General features: G+C 64.6%; 12 protein-coding genes and 1 tRNA gene. 10 read left to right on the plus strand and 3 right to left on the minus strand.

The window, feature by feature from the left end; translation table 11 throughout:
* Positions 1-54 precede the first annotated feature (54 nt).
* From QZ294_RS02565 to QZ294_RS02585, 5 genes are all read left to right on the plus strand, one after another.
* Entirely contained in the window at positions 55-1,728 is a 1,674-nt protein-coding gene (locus QZ294_RS02565) for an FAD-binding protein (RefSeq protein ID WP_297046325.1), read from the plus strand.
* A 23-nt stretch (positions 1,729-1,751) separates the two neighbouring features.
* Complete coding sequence (locus tag QZ294_RS02570) at positions 1,752-3,419, plus strand: FAD-dependent oxidoreductase (protein ID WP_297046328.1); 1,668 nt, start codon at positions 1,752-1,754, stop codon at positions 3,417-3,419.
* Between the two features lie 128 nt (positions 3,420-3,547).
* Positions 3,548-5,122, plus strand: coding sequence for an outer membrane homotrimeric porin (locus QZ294_RS02575; RefSeq protein ID WP_297046331.1), 1,575 nt, complete (start codon positions 3,548-3,550; stop codon positions 5,120-5,122).
* A gap of 83 nt (positions 5,123-5,205) precedes the next feature.
* Positions 5,206-5,451 (plus strand): ferredoxin family protein, encoded by a 246-nt coding sequence (locus QZ294_RS02580; RefSeq protein ID WP_297046333.1) that lies wholly within the window; start codon positions 5,206-5,208, stop codon positions 5,449-5,451.
* Positions 5,448-7,193: an FAD-binding protein gene (locus tag QZ294_RS02585; protein ID WP_297046336.1), complete on the plus strand. Its 1,746-nt coding sequence runs from the start codon at positions 5,448-5,450 to the stop codon at positions 7,191-7,193. Before QZ294_RS02580 ends, QZ294_RS02585 begins: the two co-directional genes overlap by 4 nt.
* Positions 7,194-7,337: 144 nt before the next feature.
* Here QZ294_RS02585 and QZ294_RS02590 read toward each other — a convergent pair.
* A tRNA-Leu gene (locus tag QZ294_RS02590) sits at positions 7,338-7,424 on the minus strand.
* 361 nt (positions 7,425-7,785) lie between these two features.
* On the opposite strand from QZ294_RS02590, the gene QZ294_RS02595 reads away from it, so the two are divergent.
* The 5 genes from QZ294_RS02595 to QZ294_RS02615 all read left to right on the plus strand — a co-directional run bounded on the left by QZ294_RS02595 (position 7,786) and on the right by QZ294_RS02615 (position 13,316).
* Positions 7,786-8,799 carry a TRAP transporter substrate-binding protein gene (locus QZ294_RS02595; protein WP_297046339.1) on the plus strand — a complete coding sequence of 338 codons (1,014 nt, stop codon included), beginning with the start codon at positions 7,786-7,788 and terminating at the stop codon, positions 8,797-8,799.
* A gap of 350 nt (positions 8,800-9,149) precedes the next feature.
* Entirely contained in the window at positions 9,150-9,728 is a 579-nt protein-coding gene (locus QZ294_RS02600) for a TRAP transporter small permease (protein WP_297046342.1), read from the plus strand.
* A 9-nt stretch (positions 9,729-9,737) separates the two neighbouring features.
* Entirely contained in the window at positions 9,738-11,024 is a 1,287-nt protein-coding gene (locus QZ294_RS02605) for a TRAP transporter large permease subunit (protein WP_297046345.1), read from the plus strand.
* A 166-nt stretch (positions 11,025-11,190) separates the two neighbouring features.
* Entirely contained in the window at positions 11,191-12,549 is a 1,359-nt protein-coding gene (gene trmFO, locus QZ294_RS02610) for a methylenetetrahydrofolate--tRNA-(uracil(54)-C(5))-methyltransferase (FADH(2)-oxidizing) TrmFO (RefSeq protein WP_297046347.1), read from the plus strand.
* A gap of 23 nt (positions 12,550-12,572) precedes the next feature.
* Positions 12,573-13,316, plus strand: a complete 744-nt coding sequence (locus QZ294_RS02615; protein ID WP_297046349.1) for a trans-aconitate 2-methyltransferase — start codon at positions 12,573-12,575, stop codon at positions 13,314-13,316.
* Between the two features lie 78 nt (positions 13,317-13,394).
* Here QZ294_RS02615 and rpoC read toward each other — a convergent pair whose 3' ends face one another.
* Together rpoC and rpoB are read right to left on the minus strand one after the other, a co-directional pair.
* Positions 13,395-17,564, minus strand: coding sequence for a DNA-directed RNA polymerase subunit beta' (rpoC, locus tag QZ294_RS02620; RefSeq protein WP_297046352.1), 4,170 nt, complete (start codon positions 17,562-17,564; stop codon positions 13,395-13,397).
* 103 nt (positions 17,565-17,667) lie between these two features.
* Entirely contained in the window at positions 17,668-21,804 is a 4,137-nt protein-coding gene (rpoB, locus tag QZ294_RS02625) for a DNA-directed RNA polymerase subunit beta (RefSeq protein WP_297046355.1), read from the minus strand.
* Positions 21,805-22,102 lie beyond the last annotated feature (298 nt).

The following is a 22,102-nucleotide window of genomic DNA, read 5'->3' on the forward strand; positions in this document are numbered from 1 at the left end:
TGCCCACGCCCGGACGAACGCAGTGTCCGCACACCTTCATCCCAGGATATCGGCATGAGAACGACCAGGCACAGTCTGGGCACGCTCGTGGAAACCGACGTGCTCGTCATCGGCTCCGGGGCATCCGGCTGCGGCGCGGCGCTGGGCGCACGCGACCAGGGCCAGGATGTCGTCATCATCGACAAGGGCAAGCTTGAGAGTTCGGGCTGCATCGGCGGCGGGAACGACCATTACATGGCCGTTCTCGACGAGCCTGGCGAACCCTTCGACACGGCTGACGACCTTGTGAAATTCTACGCCAAGCCGCTCAACGGCTGGACGCGGAACATGCTCGTCAACGGCTGGTACAACCACATGCGCCATTTTCTCGATATCCTCGGCGCGGCGGGCGTGGACTTCGGCCGCAAGAGCGACGGCACCTATGTCCGCACGCAGGGCTTCGGCCAGCCGGGGCGCTGGTGGGTCCACATCTCCAACGGCATGACCATCAAGCGGGTCATGGCGCGCCTGGTGCACGAGAGCGGCGTCCATGTGCTCGACCGCATCATGGCTATGCGCATCCTCACGGATCACGGCAAGGCCTGCGGCTGTCTCGGCTGGAACGTCCGCACCGGCGAGTATGTCATCATCCGCGCCAAGACCGTGGTCTCCACCCAGGGGCGTTCGGCCACGCGCGGCACGGACAATTCCACGCACAACGCCTTCAACGTCTGGATGTACCCGTACAACACCAGCGCGGGCGTCGTCCTCGGCTACCAGGCGGGCGCCGCCGTCACCGAGCTGGACACCTACCAGCGCGCCACCCTGCTGCCCAAGGGCTTCGGCTGCCCGGGCATGAACGGCATCAACAGCTCCGGCGCGCACGAACTCAACGCCCTGGGCGAGCGCTTCATGTGCAAGTACGACCCCATGTGCGAGAACGGCGTGCGCAACAACCAGATCCAGGGCACCTTCCAGGAACAGATGGAGGGCGCAGGCCCGCCGTTCTACATGGACATGCGCCATGTGGACCCGGAGGTCGTGCGGGAACTCCAGTACGTCCTCATGCCCGGCGACAAGGCCACCTTCGGCGACTGGGCGGACTGCACGGGCACGGACTTCCAGCACAAGCTGCTGGAAGTGGAGATCGGCGAGCTGATCTTCGGCGGCGCCATCGCCGTCAATGACGCGTTCGAGTCCAGCCTGCCCAACCTCTTCAGCGGCAGCGTCTTCCTCTACTGCTCCGGCGCCATGTGCGGCGGCTACGAGTCCGGCCGCCAGGCCGCCATGCGCGCCTCGGGCATGACCGAGGCCGGACAGGTGGACGAAGACATGGCCCGCGACGTCAAAAACGAGATTTTCGCGCCCATGGCCGAACCCGTGGGCGACCCCGTGAGCTACGAGGAGCTGGAACAGGCCACCCGCAACGTCATGGACTACTACATGGGCTTCCGCCGTTCCATGGCGGGCATGGAGCGGGCGCTGGAGAAGATCCGCTTCCTCTCCGGACAGGCGGGGCGGCTGCATGCCACGACCCTGCGCGAGCTTATGCGCTGCCACGAAAGCCGCGACATCCTCGCCGTCTGCGAGCTTGCCATCCAGGCCACCATGGAGCGCAAGGAATCGGGCCGCTGCGTTTACCGCGTGCGCGAGTTCCCGGATCTCAATCCGGAAATGGCGAAACCGCTCCTCCTCATCCGGAGCGAGAACGGCCCCCGGTTCCAGTGGGGCAAGGCGCCGCTGCTGTAATCATTGCCGCAAGGAGTTCACATATGCCTCCCAAGTACAGCCGAGAATTGCGCCAGCCCGTGGCCCACGGGCCGCGCCTGAAGGAACAGTTCCGCACCTCGCCCTGCGAGGCCGCCTGCCCGGCGGGGACCTCCATCCAGAAGATGCAGGCCCTGGCGGAAAAAGGCGAGTTCACCGAGGCCCTGCGCTACCTGCGGGCCAAAAACCCCTTCCCCGGCATCACGGGCCGGGTCTGTCCGCACTTCTGCATGGGCGCCTGCAACCGCAACCATATGGAAGGCTGCGTCAATACCCGCGCCCTTGAGCGCGCGTGCGCCGACCTGGCCGAACGCGGCGCCGTGCTGTTCCGCAACCGGCCGTCCACCGGCAAAAAGGTGGCGGTCATCGGCGGCGGACCCGCCGGACTTACCAGCGCCTACTTTCTCGCCCTGCTCGGCCATGCCGTCACGGTGTACGAGGCCGAGCCGATGCTCGGCGGCGTGCCGCGCTATGGCGTGCCCAATTTCCGCCTGCCCCGCCATGTGGTGGACCGCGAGGTGGGCCTCGTGCTGGAGACCGGCGTGCGCGCCCATGTGAACACCCGCGTGGGCGTGGACATCAGCATGGACGAGATCCGCGCCCGCTTTGACGCCGTCATCATCGCCACGGGCGTGCCCGCCGAGAACAGCCTGCCCATCCCCGGGGCGGACAAAGCCGTGCGCGCGGTGGAGTTTCTCCGCGAGGCCGCCATGGGCCGCGCCGCCGGCAAGGTGGGCAAGAAGGTGGTCGTCATGGGCGGCGGCGGCGTGGGCTTTGACTGCGCCTTCACGGCCAGACGCCTGGGCGCGGAGGAAATCCACGTCATCTGCCTGGAAAAGCCCGGCGAGATGCGCGCCCCGGCCGAAGACCTGGAACTGGCCGCCAGAGAGGGCATCCAGATCCACAACTGCTGCACCATGTCCGGCATCCGCACGGACAACGACGCCGTGACCGGCGTGGACTTTTACGAGGTCAAGGAATTCCGCTTCGACGACGCGGGCCGCCCGGTCTTCGACCCCGTGCCCGGCGGCAGCCACACCCTTGACTGCGACACGGTCATCTTCGCCGTGGGCATGAAGACCGACCTGGGCTTCCTCGGCGAAAACGCGGGCGGCCTCGCGCTCACCCCGCGCCGCTGGATCGTGGTGGACGAACGCCAGGCCACGAGCTGCGAAAAGCACTACGCCGCCGGCGACGTGGGCAACGGGCGGCGGGCGGCCTTTGCCGTCCACGCCTTCCTGACCGGCGAGGACGCGCGCGTCTGGGTCATCAACGAGGAAAACATGCTCGAGCCGCGCGACGACATGGCAGGCACGGCCGACCCCTATGTGGTGCCGTTTGAGGAGATCTACGGCATCAGCCAGTACGCGCCCGCCCAGCCGGAAAAGGAAGCCGTCAACGACTGCGCCAAGCCCTTCGCCGAACTCAACCTGGGCCTCACGCGCGAACAGGCCATGACCGAGGCGGCGCGCTGCCTGCACTGCGGCCACTGCAAGGCCTGCGGCACCTGCGTGGACGACTGCCCCGGCTATGTGCTGGAGATGGTGCCGTGCGGCGGCCTTGAACGCCCGCAGGTGGAACACGGGGACGAATGCTGGCATTGCGCCAACTGCCGCACCAGCTGCCCCACCGGCGCCATCGGCTTCGCATTCCCGCTCAGGATGCAGGTCTAGGCATTTCTTCCGCCGTCCGGGGGAGGACGGCGGGACCGCCGCCGGGATGCCCGACCGGGCATCCCCGGCGCATCGGACGGCACGAGACTGTTTTCAACGCCCCGCAGGGGCGCACAAGGGGGATATGCATGCTTTCCTGTTTCTGTGCATCGCGCAAACTGGTTCTGGGTTTTCTGGCGGCGGCCCTTGCCTCGGCCGCCCTGCTCGGCGCGCCGCTCAAGGCCGAAGCCATCGACTTCAAGGCGCACGGCTGGTGGCTGTTCAGCGCCCAGTACGGCCAGAACGGCAACTTCAGCAACAAGGGACACACCGGCTATGACAGCCTGGAAGACGACTTCGAGGCCCGCTCGCGCGTGCGCCTCCAGTTGGACGCCGTGGCTTCCGAAAGCCTGAGCGGCCAGGTCTATTTCGAGATCGGCAAGTTCATCTGGGGCAAGGCCAGCGGCGCCCAGAGCGGCGGCGCGCTGGGCGCGGACGCCACCAACATGATCAAGCTCAAGCGGGCCTTCATCGACTGGATGGTGCCCAATACCGACCTTTCCGTGCGTATGGGCATCCAGGCCTTCCGCTCGCCGTTCTTCGCCCTGGACGGTCCCACGGTGCTCACGGCCGACGGCGCGGGCATCACGGCCAGCTACAAGGTCAACGACAATCTCTCGCTCACCGGCTTCTGGATGCGGCCCTACAACGACAACTATACTTCCGAAAACGGCTCTCAGGACGGCTTCCTCGACAATGTGGACTTCGGCGGCCTCTTCGTGCCCCTGCGCTTTGACGGCGTCGCCATGACGCCCTGGGGCATTTACGGCGCCATCGGACCCAATGCCTTCCGCAGCGGGAAAAACTTCTTCCGCCCGGCCTTCGGCAACAAGGTGGACACCACCTATTTCTACAGCGGCATGTTCCCGCTCCTGGCCGACAAGAAGGCCATCAACCGCAAGACGCCCAGCGAGTACGGCAACGCCTGGTGGGCGGGACTCACCGGCGAGCTGACCCTGTGGGACCCCTTCCGCATCGCCTGGGAATTCACCTACGGCGGCGTGAACTGGATGGACGACCCGGCCATGGACCGCAAGGGCTGGATGGGCGCCCTGCTCTTCGAATACAAGACGGACTGGGGCGTTCCCGGCATCTACGGGTGGTACGCCTCGGGCGATGACGACGACCTGGGCAACGGCTCCGAGCGCATGCCCTATATCGTCAACGACTTTGGCGTGTCCGGCTTTTCCGACACCTTCGCCGGGCCGGACATCAACGGCCTGGAGCGCGACCGCGTGCTCGCCAATACGCTCATCGGCACCTGGGGCGTGGGCGCGCGCCTGAAGAACGTGAGCTTTTTCCACAATCTCCGACACACCCTCCATGTGAGCCTGTGGGGCGGCACCAACAGCTCGGGCATCCTGGAGAAGATCCATGACCGCACCGGCAAGTGGATGTCGCCCAACGTCAATGATTCCACCAACTTCACGGTGCCCGTGGGCCGCGACAACATCTACCTCACGGACAAGGACTATGCCCTGGAGATGGGCCTGCTCAACCAGTACAAGATTTACGAGAACCTCTCGGTCAATCTTGAGGCGAGCTATGTCCACCTCATGCTGGACAAGTCCGACGACACCTGGGGCCTTGCCACCACCGGCGGCGGCAAGCGCGGCATCCGCGACGCCTGGAACGTGAGTGCCCTCTTCATCTATTCCTTCTAATCAGGCAGCCCTCCCTCCAGCCTGTGCGGCGCGGGTGGCCCTTTCCCCGGAAAAGGCGCCATCCGCGCCGGGAGAAACCACGCATGATCAAGAGCATCGACCCTGAAACCTGCATCGGCTGCGGCGCCTGCGTGCGGATCTGCCCGCTGGACGCGCTGCGCATGGGCGAGGACAAGAAGGCGTTCATCGCCTATCCCGAGGACTGCATGACCTGTTTCCTCTGCGAGCGGGCCTGCCCTTCCGGGTCCATTGACGTGGACCCGCTGCGCGAAGTGCTGCCGCCCACCTTTCCCGACGTGCCCGTGGAGCTTGGAGGAGGCCGCGCATGAAGACCGCCATGAAGATCAACCGCGTTGACACCGACCTGCTCATCCTCGGCGGCGGCTCCGCCGGACTCTGGGCGGCGCACCGCTTTGCCGAGCTTATGCCGGGCCGGAAAATCTGCATCGTGGACAAGGGACCCCAGGACTGGGGCGGACTCATGACCATGGCCGGGGGCGATTTCGAGGCCGTCCTGCCGCCCGACACCGTGGACGGCTGGCTGGAAGACCTGGTGTACTACTTTGACGGCCTGTGCGACCAGCCGCTCATGGAGGCCCTGCTCTCGCGCTCGGCCGACCGCATGCGCGACTATGAGCGCTTCGGCTGCGAATTTTTCCACACGCCGGACGGCAGGCTCAAGAGCGTGCCCCAGCGCGGTCTGCCCCACGTCAAGCTCTATCCGGCCCAGTTCAAGGGGCGCGGCGGCGAACTCATGGTCAGGAGCCTGGTGGCCCGGCTCAAGGATGCCGGCGTCACGCGCCTGGGGCGCATCATGCTCACGGACTACCTTGTGCAGGATGGCCGCATCACCGGCGCCGTGGGCTTCCACAGCATCAGCGGCGAAGGCTACATTTTCAGGGCCGGCGCCGTGGTGGCCGCCACGGGCATGGGCGGCTGGAAGACCTCCTACGGCAAGAACACGCCCACCGGCGAGGGCATGCGTATGGCCTTCGAGGCGGGCGCCGAGCTGCAGGACCTGGAATTTGCGCGCGTCTGGAACATGCCGCGCCTCTTCGCCTGGGAAGGGCAGACCCATCTTTTCCCGCTGGGCGCGCGTTTCGTGAACCGCCTGGGCGAAAATTTCATGAGCCGCTACTCGCCCGTGCTCGGGTCCAATACGGACCCGCACTTCACCACCATCGGCATGGCGCTGGAGATCCGCGCAGGGCGCGGTCCCATCATCTTCGACGTCAGCCCCCTGCGCGACGAGGACATGGTCCTGCTCAAGCCCCAGACCGGCTGGCAGAAGCTCAACTATGAAAAACTGTGCAGGCTCGGCCTGGACCTGTTCAGGGACAATACCGAATGGGTGCCGCAGATGACCGTTTCCCACGGCGGCATCCGGGCGGAGATCGACGGTTCCACCGCCGTGAAGGGGCTTTTTGCCGCGGGCACGGCGCGCAGCCTCGAGCCGGGGGTCTATGCGGGCGGCTTCGCCCTCATGACCACGGCCGTCACCGGGCATATGGTGGGCGAAACGGCCGCCGCATGGCTCAAGGACGCGGACGCCGCGCCCGCCCTGGACGAGGCGCGGGCCGAGGCCCTGCTGGAACGGGCCTTTGCGCCTCTGCGGCCCGCGGCCGCGGACAGCCTGACGCCCAAGCAGGTCCTGACCAGGATCCAGGCGGCCGTCTTCCCCTACGATGTCTCCATCGTCAAGAACGGCCCGGCTCTGGAGCGGGCGCTGGCCGAGATCCGCCGCCTGCGCGCGGAGGAACTGCCGCGCATGACCGCCGCGGACCCGCACTATCTGCTCAAGCTGCATGAAGTGGAGTCCGTGGCCTTTGTGAGCGAGCTTTTCGTGCGCGCCTCGCTGGAGCGCAAGGAGAGCCGGGCCGGGCACTTCCGCGAGGATTTCCCGCGGATGGACCCGGCGGGACCCGCGTGGCTCTTCATCCGGCACGGAACCGACGGCCGGCCGGAGTTCGCGCGCGAACGCGTTCCGCTGGAAAAGTGGCGCGTTCCGCTCACGCGCTGCTATCAGGACAATTTCACCTTTATGGAACCGAAGCCGGCGGAAAACGCCTAGCCAACGTTCCAGCGGCAAACGAAACAGGCCGTCCCCGCGGGGATGGCCTGTTTCGTTTGCCGTGGCGATGATGATACACAACGACGATGCAAAAATACGCCGCAAAAAAGGGACCGCATTGCCGCGATCCCTTGCCTGCTGTTCTGGTACCGGGAGCGAGACTTGAACTCGCAAGGGCGTGAACCCGGCGGATTTTGAGTCCGCTGCGTCTACCAATTCCACCATCCCGGCACGGGCGAAACCCCAACGTGCCTGTCGGCACTGGGATTTTCTAGTCCGGTGCGCGCGATTCGTCAAGCGCTGTTCCCTGCCGCCGGGGCGCACGCGCGCTGAACGCATGCGGAGGGCTTCCGCCCGGGTGCGGCGGTGCCAAAAAATTTTCTCAAAAAAAGCATTGAATTTTAACCGCCACGTCAAGTAAAATTGGTTCCAAGCGATAGCTCCACGGATCTTTGCGATCCATCCTGGCGCGGCATGGGCGCCACCGGAAAGCCGGTGGGGCTTCCGCAATGCCCCGCCGCCACGTCTCCCGGTCGGTACGCGGCGGAAACGGCGGGGCAGCCGGGTTCACCATCAAAGGAGGATTTCTGTGATGAAACGTCTTCTCGCCATGTGCGTGGCGCTGGGTCTGTTCTGCGGTCTGGCGCTCTCCGTTGCCCCCTCGGCGGAGGCCAAAACGATCATCAAGATCGCGGGCATGAAACCCGAGGGCGAGCCGGAAACCATTGGCATGCACAAGTTCGGGGAATATCTGGAAAAACTTTCCAATGGCAAGTACGAAGTCAAGGTTTACCCCAACAGCCAGCTGGGCAAGGAAGACTCCTACATCGACCAGACCCGGCGCGGCACCATCCAGATGTGCGCCACGGGCACCCAGATGTCCAAGTTCCATCCGGCCATGGCCATGCTGGAAACGCCCATGCTCTATGAAGACCTTGACCATGCCCATCGCGCCATGCAGGGCGACACCTTCAAGCTCATCACGGACGGCTTCACCGAAAAGTCCGGCATGCGCACCATGAACGTCTTCCCGCTTGGCTTCCGCCACTTCTACACCAAGAAGCCCGTGAAGAGCATCGACGACATCAAGGGCCTGAAGATGCGCGTGCCCAATATTCCGCTCTACACCAACTTCGCCAAGGAGGCCGGCATCTCCGGCCAGCCCATGCCCTTCGCGGAAGTCATGACCTCCATCGAGTCCGGCGCCATCGACGGCGGCGACAGCCCCCTGAGCGACATCGCCTCCACCGGCGTGTACGAGTACGCCCCCGAAGTGACCAAGACCGGCCACATCCTGGTGCTGCACTCCCTGTTCATCAATGACAAGTTCTACAAGAGCCTGCCCGAACAGGACCGCAAGTGGTTCGACCAGGCCGCCAACCAGGCCGCCGAGGACGTGTGGAAGCTGATGGTCCAGGCCGACGAGGACGCGGCCAAGAAGATCACCGCGGGCAAGGGCCATATCTCCGAGCCTACCCCCGAACTGAAGAAGTACATGACCGAAGCCGGCGAGCGCAGCTGGACCCTCTTCACCGATCCGAAGAGCAAGCAGCATGTGCCCAACGCCAAGGAGATCCTCGAGAGCGCCAAGCGCTACGCGAAGTAGGTCCCGTTCCTCCGGGGTCCCGTGCCGGAGGCATGGGACCCCGTTTGCCCTGTCCCGCCCGGTCGCGGCCCGCCCCACGGCGGCCACGCGGGCGGAGAGACATGAGCGGCCGTCGGCCAGCGGCACGGCAACGGCGGCCCGCACAGGCTTCCTGCCTGCGTGCGGCGGCAGCCGGAGGCAGCCGGCACATGCGGCCCCGGGCGGCCCTTCCGCGCGGAGGCAACGACGGCCGGGCTGCCAGAGGGCCGGGCCACTGCGGTTTTGCGGCGCACCGGCAACGCCGGCGCTGGATGTTCCTGCGGAAATTTCCGCTCCCTCTCCACTCCCGATCATCCGTTGATGAGGTCATTATGCCAACACAGCCCGACAAGGAAACGCAGGACAGCGCCAGAGACCCGGCCGAATACGCACAAGTTCTGGATACGGTTCCGGAGTCCGAGCCTGCTCCCAAGCAGGATACCGTTGGTGAATTTCTCTTCCAGATTTTTTGCGCCGTCATCTTTCTGGGCATGATCGGTCTTGTGTTCTACAACGCCATGCTGCGCTACCTGTTCTCTTCCAGCTATCCCCCCAGCGAGGAATGGGCCAGGTTCCTCTTCATCTACATCACGTTTTTCGGCTCCATCGAGGCCTTCTACCGGAAAAAGCACATCGCGGTGGACATGTTCGTGGACATGCTCCACGGCGTCTCCCGGAAGACCGTCGAGATCATCGCGAGCCTCGTCGGCATGGCGGTCGTGGGCGTCCTGCTGTGGGGCGGCGTGGTCTATGTGATGTCCACCTATGACCAGGAATCGGTGTCCACCGGCGTGAACATGACGTTCATTTACGGCACCCTGCCGATCATGGCCGCCGCGGCGCTCATCATCCAGCTGCGGGACTTCATCGCGCTGCTGAGGCGCCCCGTCTCCGAATTCGAGAAGGCGTAGGGGGGAACCATGGAACTGTTCATCTTTCTTGCGACCCTTTTCTTCTTTCTCGCCTTCGGCATTCCCATCTGTCTTGTGCTGGTGATCTGCGCCCTGGTGCTCATGGCCTATTCGGGCTTTTTCGACCCGATCATCATCGCCACCACCATGCTGGACGGGGCCAACAACTATCCGCTCATGGCTATCCCCTTCTTCGTCTTCGCGGGCGAGATCATGGCCGCGGGCGGCCTTTCGCAGCGGGTCGTCCAGCTCGCCCAGCTCATGATGGGCCGGGTGCGCGGCGGCCTCGGCTATGCGGCCGTCGTTTCCAGCATCATCTTTGCCGGTCTCATGGGCAGTTCCGTGGGCGAGGCCGCGGCCCTCGGCTCGCTGCTGCTGCCGATGATGAAAGAAGTGGGCTACAAGCCGGGCCGGGCCGGGGCCATCATCTCCTCCGGCGCCATCCTTGGTCCCATCATCCCGCCTTCCACCAACTTCATCCTCCTGGGCGCGACGGTGGGCGGCCTTTCCATCACCAAGCTGTTCATGATCGGCCTGTTCCCGGGCATCTTCATCGGCCTGGCGCTCATGACCGTGTGGTTCTTCATCGTCCGCATCGACGGCTACAATGAGACCATCACCTTCACCCGGCAGGAAAAGATCAAGATCATTCTCGATTCCACCCCGGCCTTCCTCATGCCGGTCCTGCTTCTGGGCGGCATCCGCTTCGGCATCTTCACCCCCACGGAAGGCGGCGCCTTCGCCTCCGTCTATGCCATTGTGGTCTGCGTGCTCTACTACCGCGAGCTTACCGTCAAGCAACTGCTGCGGGTGAGCGCCGCGGCGGCCCGCACCACGTCCGTGGTCATGCTCATCGTAGCCACCGCGTCGGCCGTGGGCTATTTCATCACCTCCGCCGACATTCCCCAGCAGATGGGCGCGCTCTTCGAGCCGCTGATGGATTCCCCCATCCTGCTGCTCCTGTGCATCAATATCTTCCTGTTCCTCATCGGCATGGTCATGGATCTTACGCCCAACATCCTGATCTTCGCCCCGGTCTTCTTCCCCATGATCCAGCAGGCCGGCATCGATCCCTACTACTTCGGCCTGCTCTTCATCCTCAACCTCGGCATCGGCGTCATCACGCCGCCGGTGGGCACGGTGCTCTATGTCGTCTGCGGCGTGGGCAACATCAAGATCGTGGAACTGGTCAAGCATCTGATCCCCTTCCTGCTGATGGAGATCTTCATGCTCTTCCTGCTCCTCTTCTTCCCCAAGCTCTCGCTCGCGCCCATGAACTGGCTGATGGGCAACTAGCCCCTCCCGCCCCGTTCCGCTCCCTGACCCCGGCCGCTCAGCGCGGCCGGGGTTTTTCAGCGCCTTTTCCCCTCATGCGCGGCGATGCGGGAGAGCGCCCCCCCGGCTTGCCATCCGCCGTGTTTTCCTCCATGCTGCGTGAAACCGGAAACCAGCAGGAGCCTCCATGCCTTCTTCTTCCTTTGCCGTGGTCGGCGCCGGCCTTGCGGGCTGCGAATGCGCCCTGCAACTGGCGCGCGCGGGCCATGCGGTGACGCTCTTTGAGCAAAAGCCCCTTTTCCGTTCCCCGGCGCATGTGAGCGACCTGTGCGCGGAGCTGGTGTGCTCCAATTCCCTGCGCTCGGACGAACGCACCTCCGGCGTGGGCCTGCTCAAGGCCGAGATGCGCGTCCTGGGCAGCGTTTTCCTGTCCACGGCGGATGCCTGCCGCGTGCCCGCGGGCAAGGCGCTGGCCGTGGACCGCGAGGCATTCGCCCGCGCCATGACCGGGGCGGTGGAAGCCCACCCGGGCATCAGCGTGCGGCATGCGCGCATCGAGAGCCTGGACGACCCGGAGCTGGCCCGCCACGGTGGCGCGGGCATCGTCATTGCGGCGGGTCCCCTGGCTTCCGACGGGCTTTCCGCCGCGCTGGGCGCGGTCATCGGCAGGGAATACTGCTATTTTTATGACGCCATCGCGCCCATCGTCTGGACGCACTCGCTGGACAGGTCGGTGGTTTTCCGCGCTTCGCGCTACGGCGCGGAAAACGGCGAGGCCGAAGGCGAGGGCGACTACCTCAACTGCCCCATGAGCCGCGAGGAATACGAGACCTTTTTCGCGGCGCTGTGTGCGGGACGCGTCATGGAGACCCGGGACTTCGAGCGGGAAGTCCACTTTGAAGGCTGCATGCCGCTGGAGGCCCTTGCCCGGCGCGGCCCGAGGACGCTGACCTTCGGGCCGCTCAAGCCCGTGGGCTTTGTGGACCCGCGCACCGGACGGCGGCCATGGGCCGTGCTTCAGCTCCGGGCGGAGAATGCCAATGCGGAGACCTGCAATCTGGTGGGCTGCCAGACAAAGCTCCTCCAGGCGGAGCAGGAGCGCATCTTCCGTCTGGTGCCCGGCATGGAAAATGCCGAGTTTGCCCGCTATGGCAGCATGCACCGCAATACCTACGTCAATGCGCCGGAAGCGCTCACCCCGGAGCTGGAGCTGAAAAACCGGCCCGGCGTCTTCCTTGCCGGGCAGATCTCCGGCGTGGAGGGCTATGTGGAATCCGCGGCCAGCGGACTCTGGCTTGGCCTGTTCCTCGCGGCGCGCGCTGGCGGCCGCAGCCTGCCCATGCCGCCGCCGGAAACGGCTCTGGGCGCGCTGCTTGGACATCTGCGGCGGCCGGAGAAACGCTTCCAGCCGTCCAATGTCCATTTCGGCCTCATGCCGGAGCTGGAGGAACACGCGCGCAAAAAGGAACGCAAGGCCCTCTACGCCGCCCGCGCCGAAGCCGCGTTTGCCCGCTGGCTGGCCGCAAGCGGCCTACGGAACGGATGACTTTCCCAACCCTGGAGAAATCCATGCAATGGGATTCCGCGCTGTATGACACACAGCATGACTTTGTGGCGGAATACGGCAAGGGGCTTCTGGAATGTATCGCTCCCGATGCATCCCAGTCCATTCTTGACCTCGGCTGCGGCACCGGGACACTGACGGACCAGCTGGCCGCCCGTGCGGGCAGCGTTGTGGGCATTGATGCATCGCCGGAGATGATTGGCAGGGCAAAACAGCGCTTTCCGCATCTTGCCTTCATGGTCGGTGACGCGCTGAGCCTGCCCTTTGAACGCCAGTTCGATATCGTCTTTTCCAATGCCGTCTTTCACTGGATACCCGACCACGACCGCCTGCTGAAAAGAATTCGCCGCGCCTTGAAGGCCCAGGGGCGGCTGATATGCGAGTTTGGCGCGCGAGGAAACGTGGCGACTATCGAAGAGGCCTTTTCCCGCGCCTGCGGAGAGCATGGTTATGCCTATACCGGCAGGTTCACGTTTCCCACGGCGGAAACGTTTGCGAGTCTCCTTGTGGACAACCGTTTCACCTGTGAGCAGGCAGTGGCCTATGACCGCCCAACGCCCCTGCGCGGCGGCGAACAGGGCTTGCGGAACTGGATGCGGCAGTTTTTTGCCGCCGACCTGGGGACGATGCCTGAAAGACGGCAAGAAGCGCTTCTGGAGCGCGTGGAAGAACTGACGCGCCCCCGCCTGTGGAACGGCAGCGTCTGGATGGCGGATTACAGGCGATTGCGGGTGGTGGCGCGGAGCTGAGCGGCACAGGTAGCGCGAACCGTAAAGGACCCGACCGTTTCCGGACGGGTCCTCTGCGTCATGTCTTTCAGGCAGCGCCTAGCGGGACAGGTCCACCATGACCGGATTTTCTTCCAGTTCCTCCAGGAACTTGTCCGGGCGTTCCTTCTGTTCGGGCACCTCGATCTCGCCGTTGACGTATTCGCGGTAGCCCGTGCCCGCCGGAATGAGGCGGCCCACGATGACATTCTCCTTGAGGCCGCGCAGGTGGTCCATCTTGCCCTTGAGCGAGGCTTCGGTGAGCACCTTGGTGGTTTCCTGGAAGGACGCCGCCGAGATGAAGGAAGAGGTCGTGAGCGAGGCCTGCGTGATGCCCAGCACCAGCGGTTCCGCCGTGGCGGGCGCGCGCCCCTCGGCGATGGCCTTCTGGTTCTCCTGCCGGAACTCGGCCTTGTCCACCTGCTCGCCCACCAGGAAGCTCGTGCCGCCCGCGTCGAGGATGGTCACCTTCTTGAGCATCTGGCGCACGATGACTTCGATGTGCTTGTCGTCAATGCCCACGCCCTGGAAGCGATAGACTTCCTGGATCTCGTCCACCAGATAGCGCGCCAGGAACTTTTCGCCGCGGGTACGCAGGATGTCGTGCAGCTCGGGGTAGCCTTCCGTGAGCGCGTCGCCGGCTTCCACAAAGTCGCCATCGGCCACGGTGATGTGCTTGCCCTTGGGCACAAGGTATTCCTTGGCTTCGCCGATCTCCGGCGTGACCACCAGCTTGCGCTTGCCCTTGGATTCGCCCTCATAGGTGACGGTGCCGGCGATCTCGGAGATCTCGGCCTTGTCCTTGGGCTTGCGGACCTCGAAAAGCTCGGCCACGCGCGGCAGACCGCCGACGATATCCTTGGTCTTCGAGGTCTCGCGCGGCTTGCGGGCGATGATGTCGCCGGCCTGGATGGCCTGGCCGTCCTTGACCATGATGATGGAACCCACAGGCAGGGTATAAACGGCGGCCGCGGAACCGTGCCCGCGCTTTTTCACCGTGCCGTCCTCATCGCAGATGGAGATGGCCGGCCGGAAGTTGGTGGTGCGGTACTCCATGATGGTCATGGAGGCCTGGCGCGTCACATCGTCCACCTTTTCCTGCACGGTCTTGCCGTCGATGATGTCCGAGAAGCGGACGACGCCCTCCTCCTCGGCCACGAAAGGCTCGTTGAACGGGTCCCATTCGGCGAGCACCGCGCCCTTGGCGATCTCTTCGCCGTCGTGCACCATGAGGCGCGCGCCGTTGGGCAGGATGTACTTTTCGCGCTCGCGTCCCTGCGGGTCAACGATGGTCAGCTGGCCGCTCTTGCCGAGCACGAGCTGGGCGCCATCGCGGTTGGTGACGGCGCGCACGCGGTTGAGGATGACGCGGCCCGCGTTCTGGGCCTCGAACTTGTTTTTCTCGATGGTGCTCGATGCCGTGCCGCCGATGTGGAAGGTACGCATGGTGAGCTGGGTGCCCGGCTCGCCGATGGACTGCGCCGCGATGATGCCCACGGTCTCGCCGGTATTGACGAGGTGGCCGCGCGCCAGGTCGCGCCCGTAGCAGAGGGCGCAGATGCCGCGTTCCGACTGGCAGGTCAGCGGCGAACGCACCGTCACCGAGGAGATGCCCTTCCTGTCGATGAGCCTGGCCTCGGCCTCGGTGATGAGCGTGTTTTCGGGCAGGAGCACGGTCTCGGGTTCGTCCGGGTCCATGACCGGGTAGAGGAGGACGCGGCCCACCACGCGCTCGGAGAGCGGGGTCTTGATGTCGCCGCCCTCCTTGAGGTGCGTAAGCTCGATGCCATCCACCGTGCCGCAGTCATGCTCGGAAACGATGACATCCTGCACCACGTCCACCAGGCGGCGGGTAAGATACCCGGAGTTGGCCGTCTTGAGGGCCGTATCGGCCAGGCCCTTGCGCGCGCCGTGGGTGGAGGTGAAGTACTGGAGCACCGAAAGCCCCTCGCGGAAGGACGAGGTGATGGGCGTCTCGATGATCTCGCCGGAAGGCTTAGCCATGAGGCCGCGCATGCCGGCAAGCTGGCGCATCTGGTCCTGATTGCCGCGCGCGCCGGAGTTGGACATCATGAAGATGGGGTTGAAGCTCTGGTTTTCCTCCGTGCGGCCCGTCACCGGGTCGGTGACGACATCGTGGGAGATCTCCTTGGTCATTTCCGCGGAGACATCCTGGGTGGCCTTGGTCCAGACATCCACCACCTTGTTGTATTTCTCGGTGCGGGTGATGATGCCGTCGCGATACTGACGCTCGATGTCATCGACCTCGGCCTGGGACTTGGCGAGGATGTCCTTCTTGCTCTCCGGGATGGTGAGGTCCTTGACGCCGATGGTCACGCCCGCGCGGGTGGCGAACTCGTAGCCCATGTCCTTGAGCCGGTCGCAGAGGATGACCGTGGACTTGATGCCGCAGCTGCGGTAGGCCGCGCCCACGAGCCGGGCGATGGCCTTCTTGGTGAGCACGGTGTTCACCGTTTCAAAGGGCAGCTCGGGCGGCAGGATGCCGCTCACGAGGACGCGGCCCGGTGTCGTGTCGTAGAGCTTGCCGTCAGGCATGCGCACCCTGACGCGGGCATGCAGCGAGACCTGGCCCGCGTCGTAGGCGCTCTCCACCTCCCACGGGGCGCAGAAGGTCATGCCCTCGCCCTTTTCAAAGCTGCGTTCCACGGTCATGTAGTAGAGGCCGAGCACGATGTCCTGCGAGGGCACGATGACCGGGCCGCCATTGGCCGGGGAAAGGATGTTGTTGGTGCTCATCATGAGCACGCGGCACTCGATCTGCGCCTCCACCGAGAGCGGGATGTGGACGGCCATCTGGTCGCCGTCGAAGTCCGCATTGTAGGCGGTGCAGACGAGCGGATGCAGACGGATGGCCTTGCCCTCCACCAGGAGCGGCTCAAAGGCCTGGATGCCCAGGCGGTGCAGGGTGGGCGCGCGGTTGAGCAGGATGGGATACTCGCGCACCACTTCCGAAAGGATGTCCCAGACCACCAGTTCCTCGCGCTCCACCATCTTCTTGGCGCTCTTGATGGTGGAGGCGTAGCCGCGTTTCTCCAGCTCCGAATAGATGAAGGGCTTGAACAGCTCCAGGGCCATCTTCTTGGGCAGGCCGCACTGGTGCAGCTTGAGGTACGGTCCCACGGTGATGACCGAACGGCCGGAATAGTCCACGCGCTTGCCGAGCAGGTTCTGACGGAAGCGGCCCTGCTTGCCCTTGATCATGTCGGAAAGGGACTTGAGCGGGCGCCCGTTGGTGCCGGTGATGGCGCGGCCGCGGCGGCCGTTGTCGAACAGCGCGTCCACGGCTTCCTGGAGCATGCGCTTTTCGTTGCGGATGATGATCTCCGGCGCGCCCAGCTCCATGAGCCGCTTCAGACGGTTGTTGCGGTTGATGACGCGCCGGTAGAGGTCGTTGAGGTCCGAGGTGGCGAAACGGCCGCCATCCAGCGGCACCAGGGGCCGCAGTTCCGGCGGGATGACCGGGATGACCTCCATGATCATCCATTCCGGCTTGTTCTGCGACTCCAGGAAGGCCTCCACGATCTTGAGGCGCTTGGTGATCTTCTTCTTGCGGGTCTGGCTCTTGGTGGACTCGCCCTCTTCGCGCAGCTCCACGCGCAGCTTCTCCAAGTCCAGCTCTTCCAGCAGGGTGCGGACGGCCTCGGCGCCCATGCCCACGGTGAGGGCGTCCTCGCCGTAGCGCTCGATGATCTGGAGGTACTGGTCCTCGGAAATGACCTGCTGCTTCTGGATGCCGGGCACCTGGCCGGGGTCCAGCACGATATAGGAGTCAAAATAGAGCACCTTCTCGAGATCGGCCATGGTCATGTCGAGCAGGGTGCCGATCTTGGAGGGGAGCGTCTTGAGGAACCAGATATGCGCCACGGGCGCGGCAAGCTCGATGTGGCCCATGCGCTCGCGCCGCACCTTGGAGGCAATGACCTCCACGCCGCACTTTTCGCAGACGATGCCGCGGTGCTTCATGCGCTTGTACTTGCCGCAGTTGCACTCGTAGTCCTTGACCGGGCCGAAGATCTTGGCGCAGAACAGGCCGTCGCGCTCCGGCTTGAACGTGCGGTAGTTGATGGTCTCCGGCTTTTTCACCTCGCCGTACGACCATTCCCGAATGGCCTCCGGCGACGCGATGGAGATCTGGATGGCCTTGAGGTTGCGGATATTGGTCGCGTTGGTGGAGGTGCCGCGTGCCGTGAACAGATCGTCCAGACTCATATATCTCTACCCTGCCTTGTGAAAAGCTCGTTGAGGGTCTTCGCTCCGCCGCTTCCGGGCGGCCGCGCCGGGGTCCGGGGCCGCAGCGCAGCCCAGGAGCCGCCTATTCGGCGTCGTTGCCGCCATCGTGCATCCAGCCCACGCGCCGGGGCTTCTTGCCTTCTTCCTGGTGAAGGTTGACGTCCAGACCAAGGCTCATGAGTTCCTTGACAAGCACGTTGAAGGATTCCGGCAGGCCGGCTTCAAGGAAGTTGTCGCCCTTGACGATCTTCTCGTACATCTTGACGCGTCCGGCCACGTCGTCGGACTTGACCGTGAGGAATTCCTGCAGGAGGTACGCCGCGCCATAGGCCTCCAGCGCCCAGACTTCCATTTCGCCGAGGCGCTGGCCGCCGAACTGCGCCTTGCCGCCCAGGGGCTGCTGGGTGACGAGGGAATAGGGACCCGTGGAACGGGCATGGATCTTCTCGTCCACCAGGTGGTGCAGCTTGAGGATATACATGACGCCCGTGGTCACGCGGTTTTTGAAGGGTTCGCCCGTGCGGCCGTCGTAGAGGACGGTCTTGCCGTCGCTGGCGAGGCCCGCCTTTTCCAGCCAGCCCCAGATCTCCTCTTCGGTGGCGCTGTCAAAGACCGGCGTGCGCGTGACGATGCCGTTACGCAGCTTTTTGACCGAGGCCACGAACTCCTCGTCGTCCATGCCGTCCACCAGGGCGTCGATCTCGGGCGACTTGAAGACCGCCTTGACCTCCTTGCGGACGGAATCGAGCATGGCGCCGGAATCCACCAGCTCGGCGAGCTGGCGGCCAAGCTCCTTGGCGCCCCAGCCGAGGTGGGTCTCCATGATCTGGCCGATATTCATGCGCGAGGGCACGCCCAGGGGGTTGAGCACGATGTCCACGGGGCGGCCGTCGGCGAAGAAGGGCATGTCCTCCTCGGGCAGGATGCAGGAAACCACGCCCTTGTTGCCGTGGCGGCCCGCCATCTTGTCGCCCACCGAGAGCTTGCGCTTGATAGCCACATAGACCTTGACCATCTTGATGACGCCCGGCGCGAGGTCGTCGCCTTCCGAGACCTTTTCGCGCTTGGAATCGTAGATGCCGTGGAGGTAGTCCACCTCGCGGTCATAGTCCTTGAGCAGGGCGGCCACTTCGTCGTTGACTTCCTTGCTCTTGAACAGGCCGGCCAGCTTCTTCACCGGCAGTTCCGCCAGTTGCGCGGCGGTCAGCGCGGCGCCGGCCTCCACCAGGATCTCGCCCTTCTTCCTGCCGGCGACGGAGGACGCGGTCTGCTTGCCGAGCACATGGGGCGCGATCCTCGCGCGGGTGCGCTCGCCCAGGGCGCGCATGTGGTCGGCCTCTTTCTGGTCCAACACGGCCGTATCATGCGCCTCGATGGCGAGGGTGCGCTCATCCTTCTCGCCCGAGCGGCGGTTGAAGACCTTGACGTCGATGATGGTGCCCTCCACTCCCGGCGGCACCTTGAGGGACGTGTTCTTCACGTCGCGGGCCTTCTCGCCAAAAATGGCGCGGAGGAGCTTCTCTTCCGGGGTGAGCTGGGTCTCGCCCTTGGGCGTGATCTTGCCCACGAGGATGTCGTCCGGCTTGACCGGCGCGCCGATGCGGATGATGCCGCTCTCGTCAAGGTTGCGGAGCATGTCCTCGCTGACATTGGGGATGTCGCGGGTGATCTCCTCGGGGCCGAGCTTGGTGTCGCGCGCCACCACCTCGAATTCCTCGATGTGGATGGAGGTGAAGGTGTCGTCGCGCACGGTGCGCTCGGAAATGAGGATGGAGTCCTCATAGTTGTAGCCGCACCAGGGCATGAAGGCCACCACGAGGTTCTTGCCCAGCGCCAGCTGGCCCTCGTCGATGCCCGGGCCGTCCGCCAGGATCTGGCCCTTTTTCACCATGTCGCCGGGGCGGCAGGTGGGCTTTTGCCCGAAGCACGAATTCTGATTGGACTTGTGGTACTTGAGCAGGTCATAGGCGCGCACGCCGCCCTGCTCCTTGTAGATGTCGCCCTCGTAGGCCACCACGATGCGGTCCGCGTCCGCGTATTCCACGCGGCCGTCGGCCGGGGCCACGATGCAGGCGCCGGAGTCGCGCGCCACGTCCGTTTCCATGCCGGTGCCCACCAGGGGCTTTTCCGAACGCAGGAGCGGCACGGCCTGGCGCTGCATGTTGGAACCCATGAGCGCGCGGTTGGCGTCGTCATGCTCCAGGAAGGGAATGAGTGCGGCCGAGATGGAGACCATCTGGCTTGGCGAGATGTCCATGAGCGTCACCTCGTCGCGGTGACGCATCTCCACCTCGCCCTTGACGCGCACGGTGACGTATTCGTCCAGCAGATGCCCGTCCGCGTCCATGCGCGCGTCGGCCTGGGCCACCACTTCGTCGCCCTCGCGCGAGGCGTCCAGATGCACCACCTCGTCCGTGACCGCGCCGCCCCGCACCACGCGGTAGGGCGTTTCGATGAAGCCATAGTCATTGACCTTGGCATAGGTGGTCAGCGAAACGATGAGTCCGATGTTCGGGCCTTCCGGCGTTTCGATGGGGCAGATGCGGCCATAGTGCGAGGTGTGGACGTCGCGCACCTCAAAGCCCGCGCGCTCGCGCGTGAGGCCCCCGGGTCCGAGGGCCGAAAGGCGGCGTTTGTGCGTGACCTCGGAAAGGGAGTTCGTCTGGTCCATGAACTGCGAGAGCTGGGAGGTGCCGAAAAACTCCTTGAGCACCGCGGCCACGGGCTTGGGATTGATCAGATCGTGCGGCATGAGCGTGGAGATCTCCTGAAGGCTCATGCGCTCCTTGATGGCGCGCTCCATGCGTACCAGGCCGATGCGGTATTGGTTTTCCACCAGCTCGCCCACCAGGCGCACGCGGCGGTTGCCCAGATGATCGATGTCATCGGCGGGTCCGTGGCTGTCCTTGAGCTGGACCAGCACCTTGATGGCGGTGAGGATGTCCTCGTCGCTCAGAACGCGCAGGTCCGCCGGTTCGTTCAGCCCCAGGCGCTGGTTGAGCTTGTAGCGGCCCACCGGCGAGAGGTCATAGTAATCGGGATTGCGGAACAGGTTGTCGAAAAAGCTGGCCGCGATCTCGGGCGTGGGCGGAGAAGAGGGCCGCAGCCTGCGGTAGATCTCCTCCTGGGCCTTCTGCTGGTCGGGGATGCGGTCCTGCACCAGGGTGTCGCGGATGGACGAGGAGGTGTCCGTGCCCTTGGTGTGCAGGACGGAGATGCGCCGGATGCCGGCCTCGCGGCAGCGTTCCAGAAGGCCCTGCGTGATCTCGTCGGCGGCTTCGGCCAGCACCTCGTGCGTTTCGGGGTCGACCGCGTCCTCGGCGAGGAACATGCCGTCCAGCAGATCGGGGCGCACCTCGATGGCCGGGATGCCCCCCTCGCAGATCTGGCGCCAGGCCCGCTTGGTGACGGGCTTGCCCGCCCGGACCAGCACATTGCCTTCCTTGTCGGTGATGTCGGCGTAGGCCGTGTCCTTGCGGTACAGGTCCTTTTCCACTTCCCAGAGCAGGCGGCCGCCGTCTTCGAGCAGATAGTGCTCGCGGGTATAGAAGTAGTTGAGGATCTGCTCCTTGCTCATGCCCATGGCCTTGAACAGGATGGTGGCCGGCATCTTGCGGCGGCGGTCGATGCGGACATAGAGGATGTCCTTGTGGTCGAAGTCGAAATCGAGCCACGAGCCGCGCATGGGGATGATGCGGCAGGAGTAGAGCACCTTGCGGCTGGTGTGCGTCTTGCCGCCGTCATGCTCGAAAATGATGCCCGGCGAACGCTGGAGCTGGTTGACGATGACGCGCTCCGTGCCGTTGATGATGAAGGTGCCCTTCTCGGTCATGAGCGGCAGCGTGCCGAAATAGATGTCCTGCTCCTTGATGTCGCGGATGGTGCGGTTCCCCGAGGTCTCGTCCGTATCATAGACTACCAGCCGCACCCGGATACGCACCGGGGCCTCGTAGGTCAGGCCCTTGGAAATGCACTCGGCCTGGTCGTACTTCGGCTCCTGGATCTCATAGGAGACAAACTCGAGGCTCGCGGTCTTGTTGAAATCCTCGATGGGAAAGACCGTATGAAAAACGCCTTCAAGCCCCTCATTGCGATCGCGGTCCGCCTCGGGTACACCTTCCTGAAGAAACTTCCGGTAGGAATCGATCTGGAGATTCAGCAGATGGGGAATGGGCAGGGAAGTCTTGATTTTGCCGAACTGTTTGCTGAGCTGGCTCATGAGTACCTCAAGAGGTCTAGCGGTTGCGTCCGCCACGGGAAAAAGGGGACTCGCGCCGTGGCTGTGCCGGGAACGCGCGTCGGGGGAAACGCCAAACACTACCTGCCGAACGCGACAAAGACGACAAAAACCCATCCCTGCCGGACCGCAGGGCCTGGGTCATTGCGCCATGTATTTAAAAAAACCTTCTTTTGCAGCAGGTTATCGAAAGCAGAACTGCACCCTCCCGCATGCTTCGTGAACGAAATCAAATATCCACAATTTCAACATTTGGCAAGTGCGCGGAAAAAGAAATTTT

This window comes from uncultured Desulfovibrio sp. (assembly GCF_910584445.1).
Lineage (GTDB): Bacteria > Desulfobacterota > Desulfovibrionia > Desulfovibrionales > Desulfovibrionaceae > Desulfovibrio.

Coding starts and splice junctions, on each gene's coding strand:
- QZ294_RS02565 (WP_297046325.1), top strand. CDS start 55: ATGAGAACGACCAGGCACAGTCTGGGCACGCTCGTGGAAACCGACGTG.
- QZ294_RS02570 (WP_297046328.1), top strand. CDS start 1,752: ATGCCTCCCAAGTACAGCCGAGAATTGCGCCAGCCCGTGGCCCACGGG.
- QZ294_RS02575 (WP_297046331.1), top strand. CDS start 3,548: ATGCTTTCCTGTTTCTGTGCATCGCGCAAACTGGTTCTGGGTTTTCTG.
- QZ294_RS02580 (WP_297046333.1), top strand. CDS start 5,206: ATGATCAAGAGCATCGACCCTGAAACCTGCATCGGCTGCGGCGCCTGC.
- QZ294_RS02585 (WP_297046336.1), top strand. CDS start 5,448: ATGAAGACCGCCATGAAGATCAACCGCGTTGACACCGACCTGCTCATC.
- QZ294_RS02595 (WP_297046339.1), top strand. CDS start 7,786: ATGAAACGTCTTCTCGCCATGTGCGTGGCGCTGGGTCTGTTCTGCGGT.
- QZ294_RS02600 (WP_297046342.1), top strand. CDS start 9,150: ATGCCAACACAGCCCGACAAGGAAACGCAGGACAGCGCCAGAGACCCG.
- QZ294_RS02605 (WP_297046345.1), top strand. CDS start 9,738: ATGGAACTGTTCATCTTTCTTGCGACCCTTTTCTTCTTTCTCGCCTTC.
- trmFO (WP_297046347.1), top strand. CDS start 11,191: ATGCCTTCTTCTTCCTTTGCCGTGGTCGGCGCCGGCCTTGCGGGCTGC.
- QZ294_RS02615 (WP_297046349.1), top strand. CDS start 12,573: ATGCAATGGGATTCCGCGCTGTATGACACACAGCATGACTTTGTGGCG.
- rpoC (WP_297046352.1), bottom strand. CDS start 17,564: ATGAGTCTGGACGATCTGTTCACGGCACGCGGCACCTCCACCAACGCG.
- rpoB (WP_297046355.1), bottom strand. CDS start 21,804: ATGAGCCAGCTCAGCAAACAGTTCGGCAAAATCAAGACTTCCCTGCCC.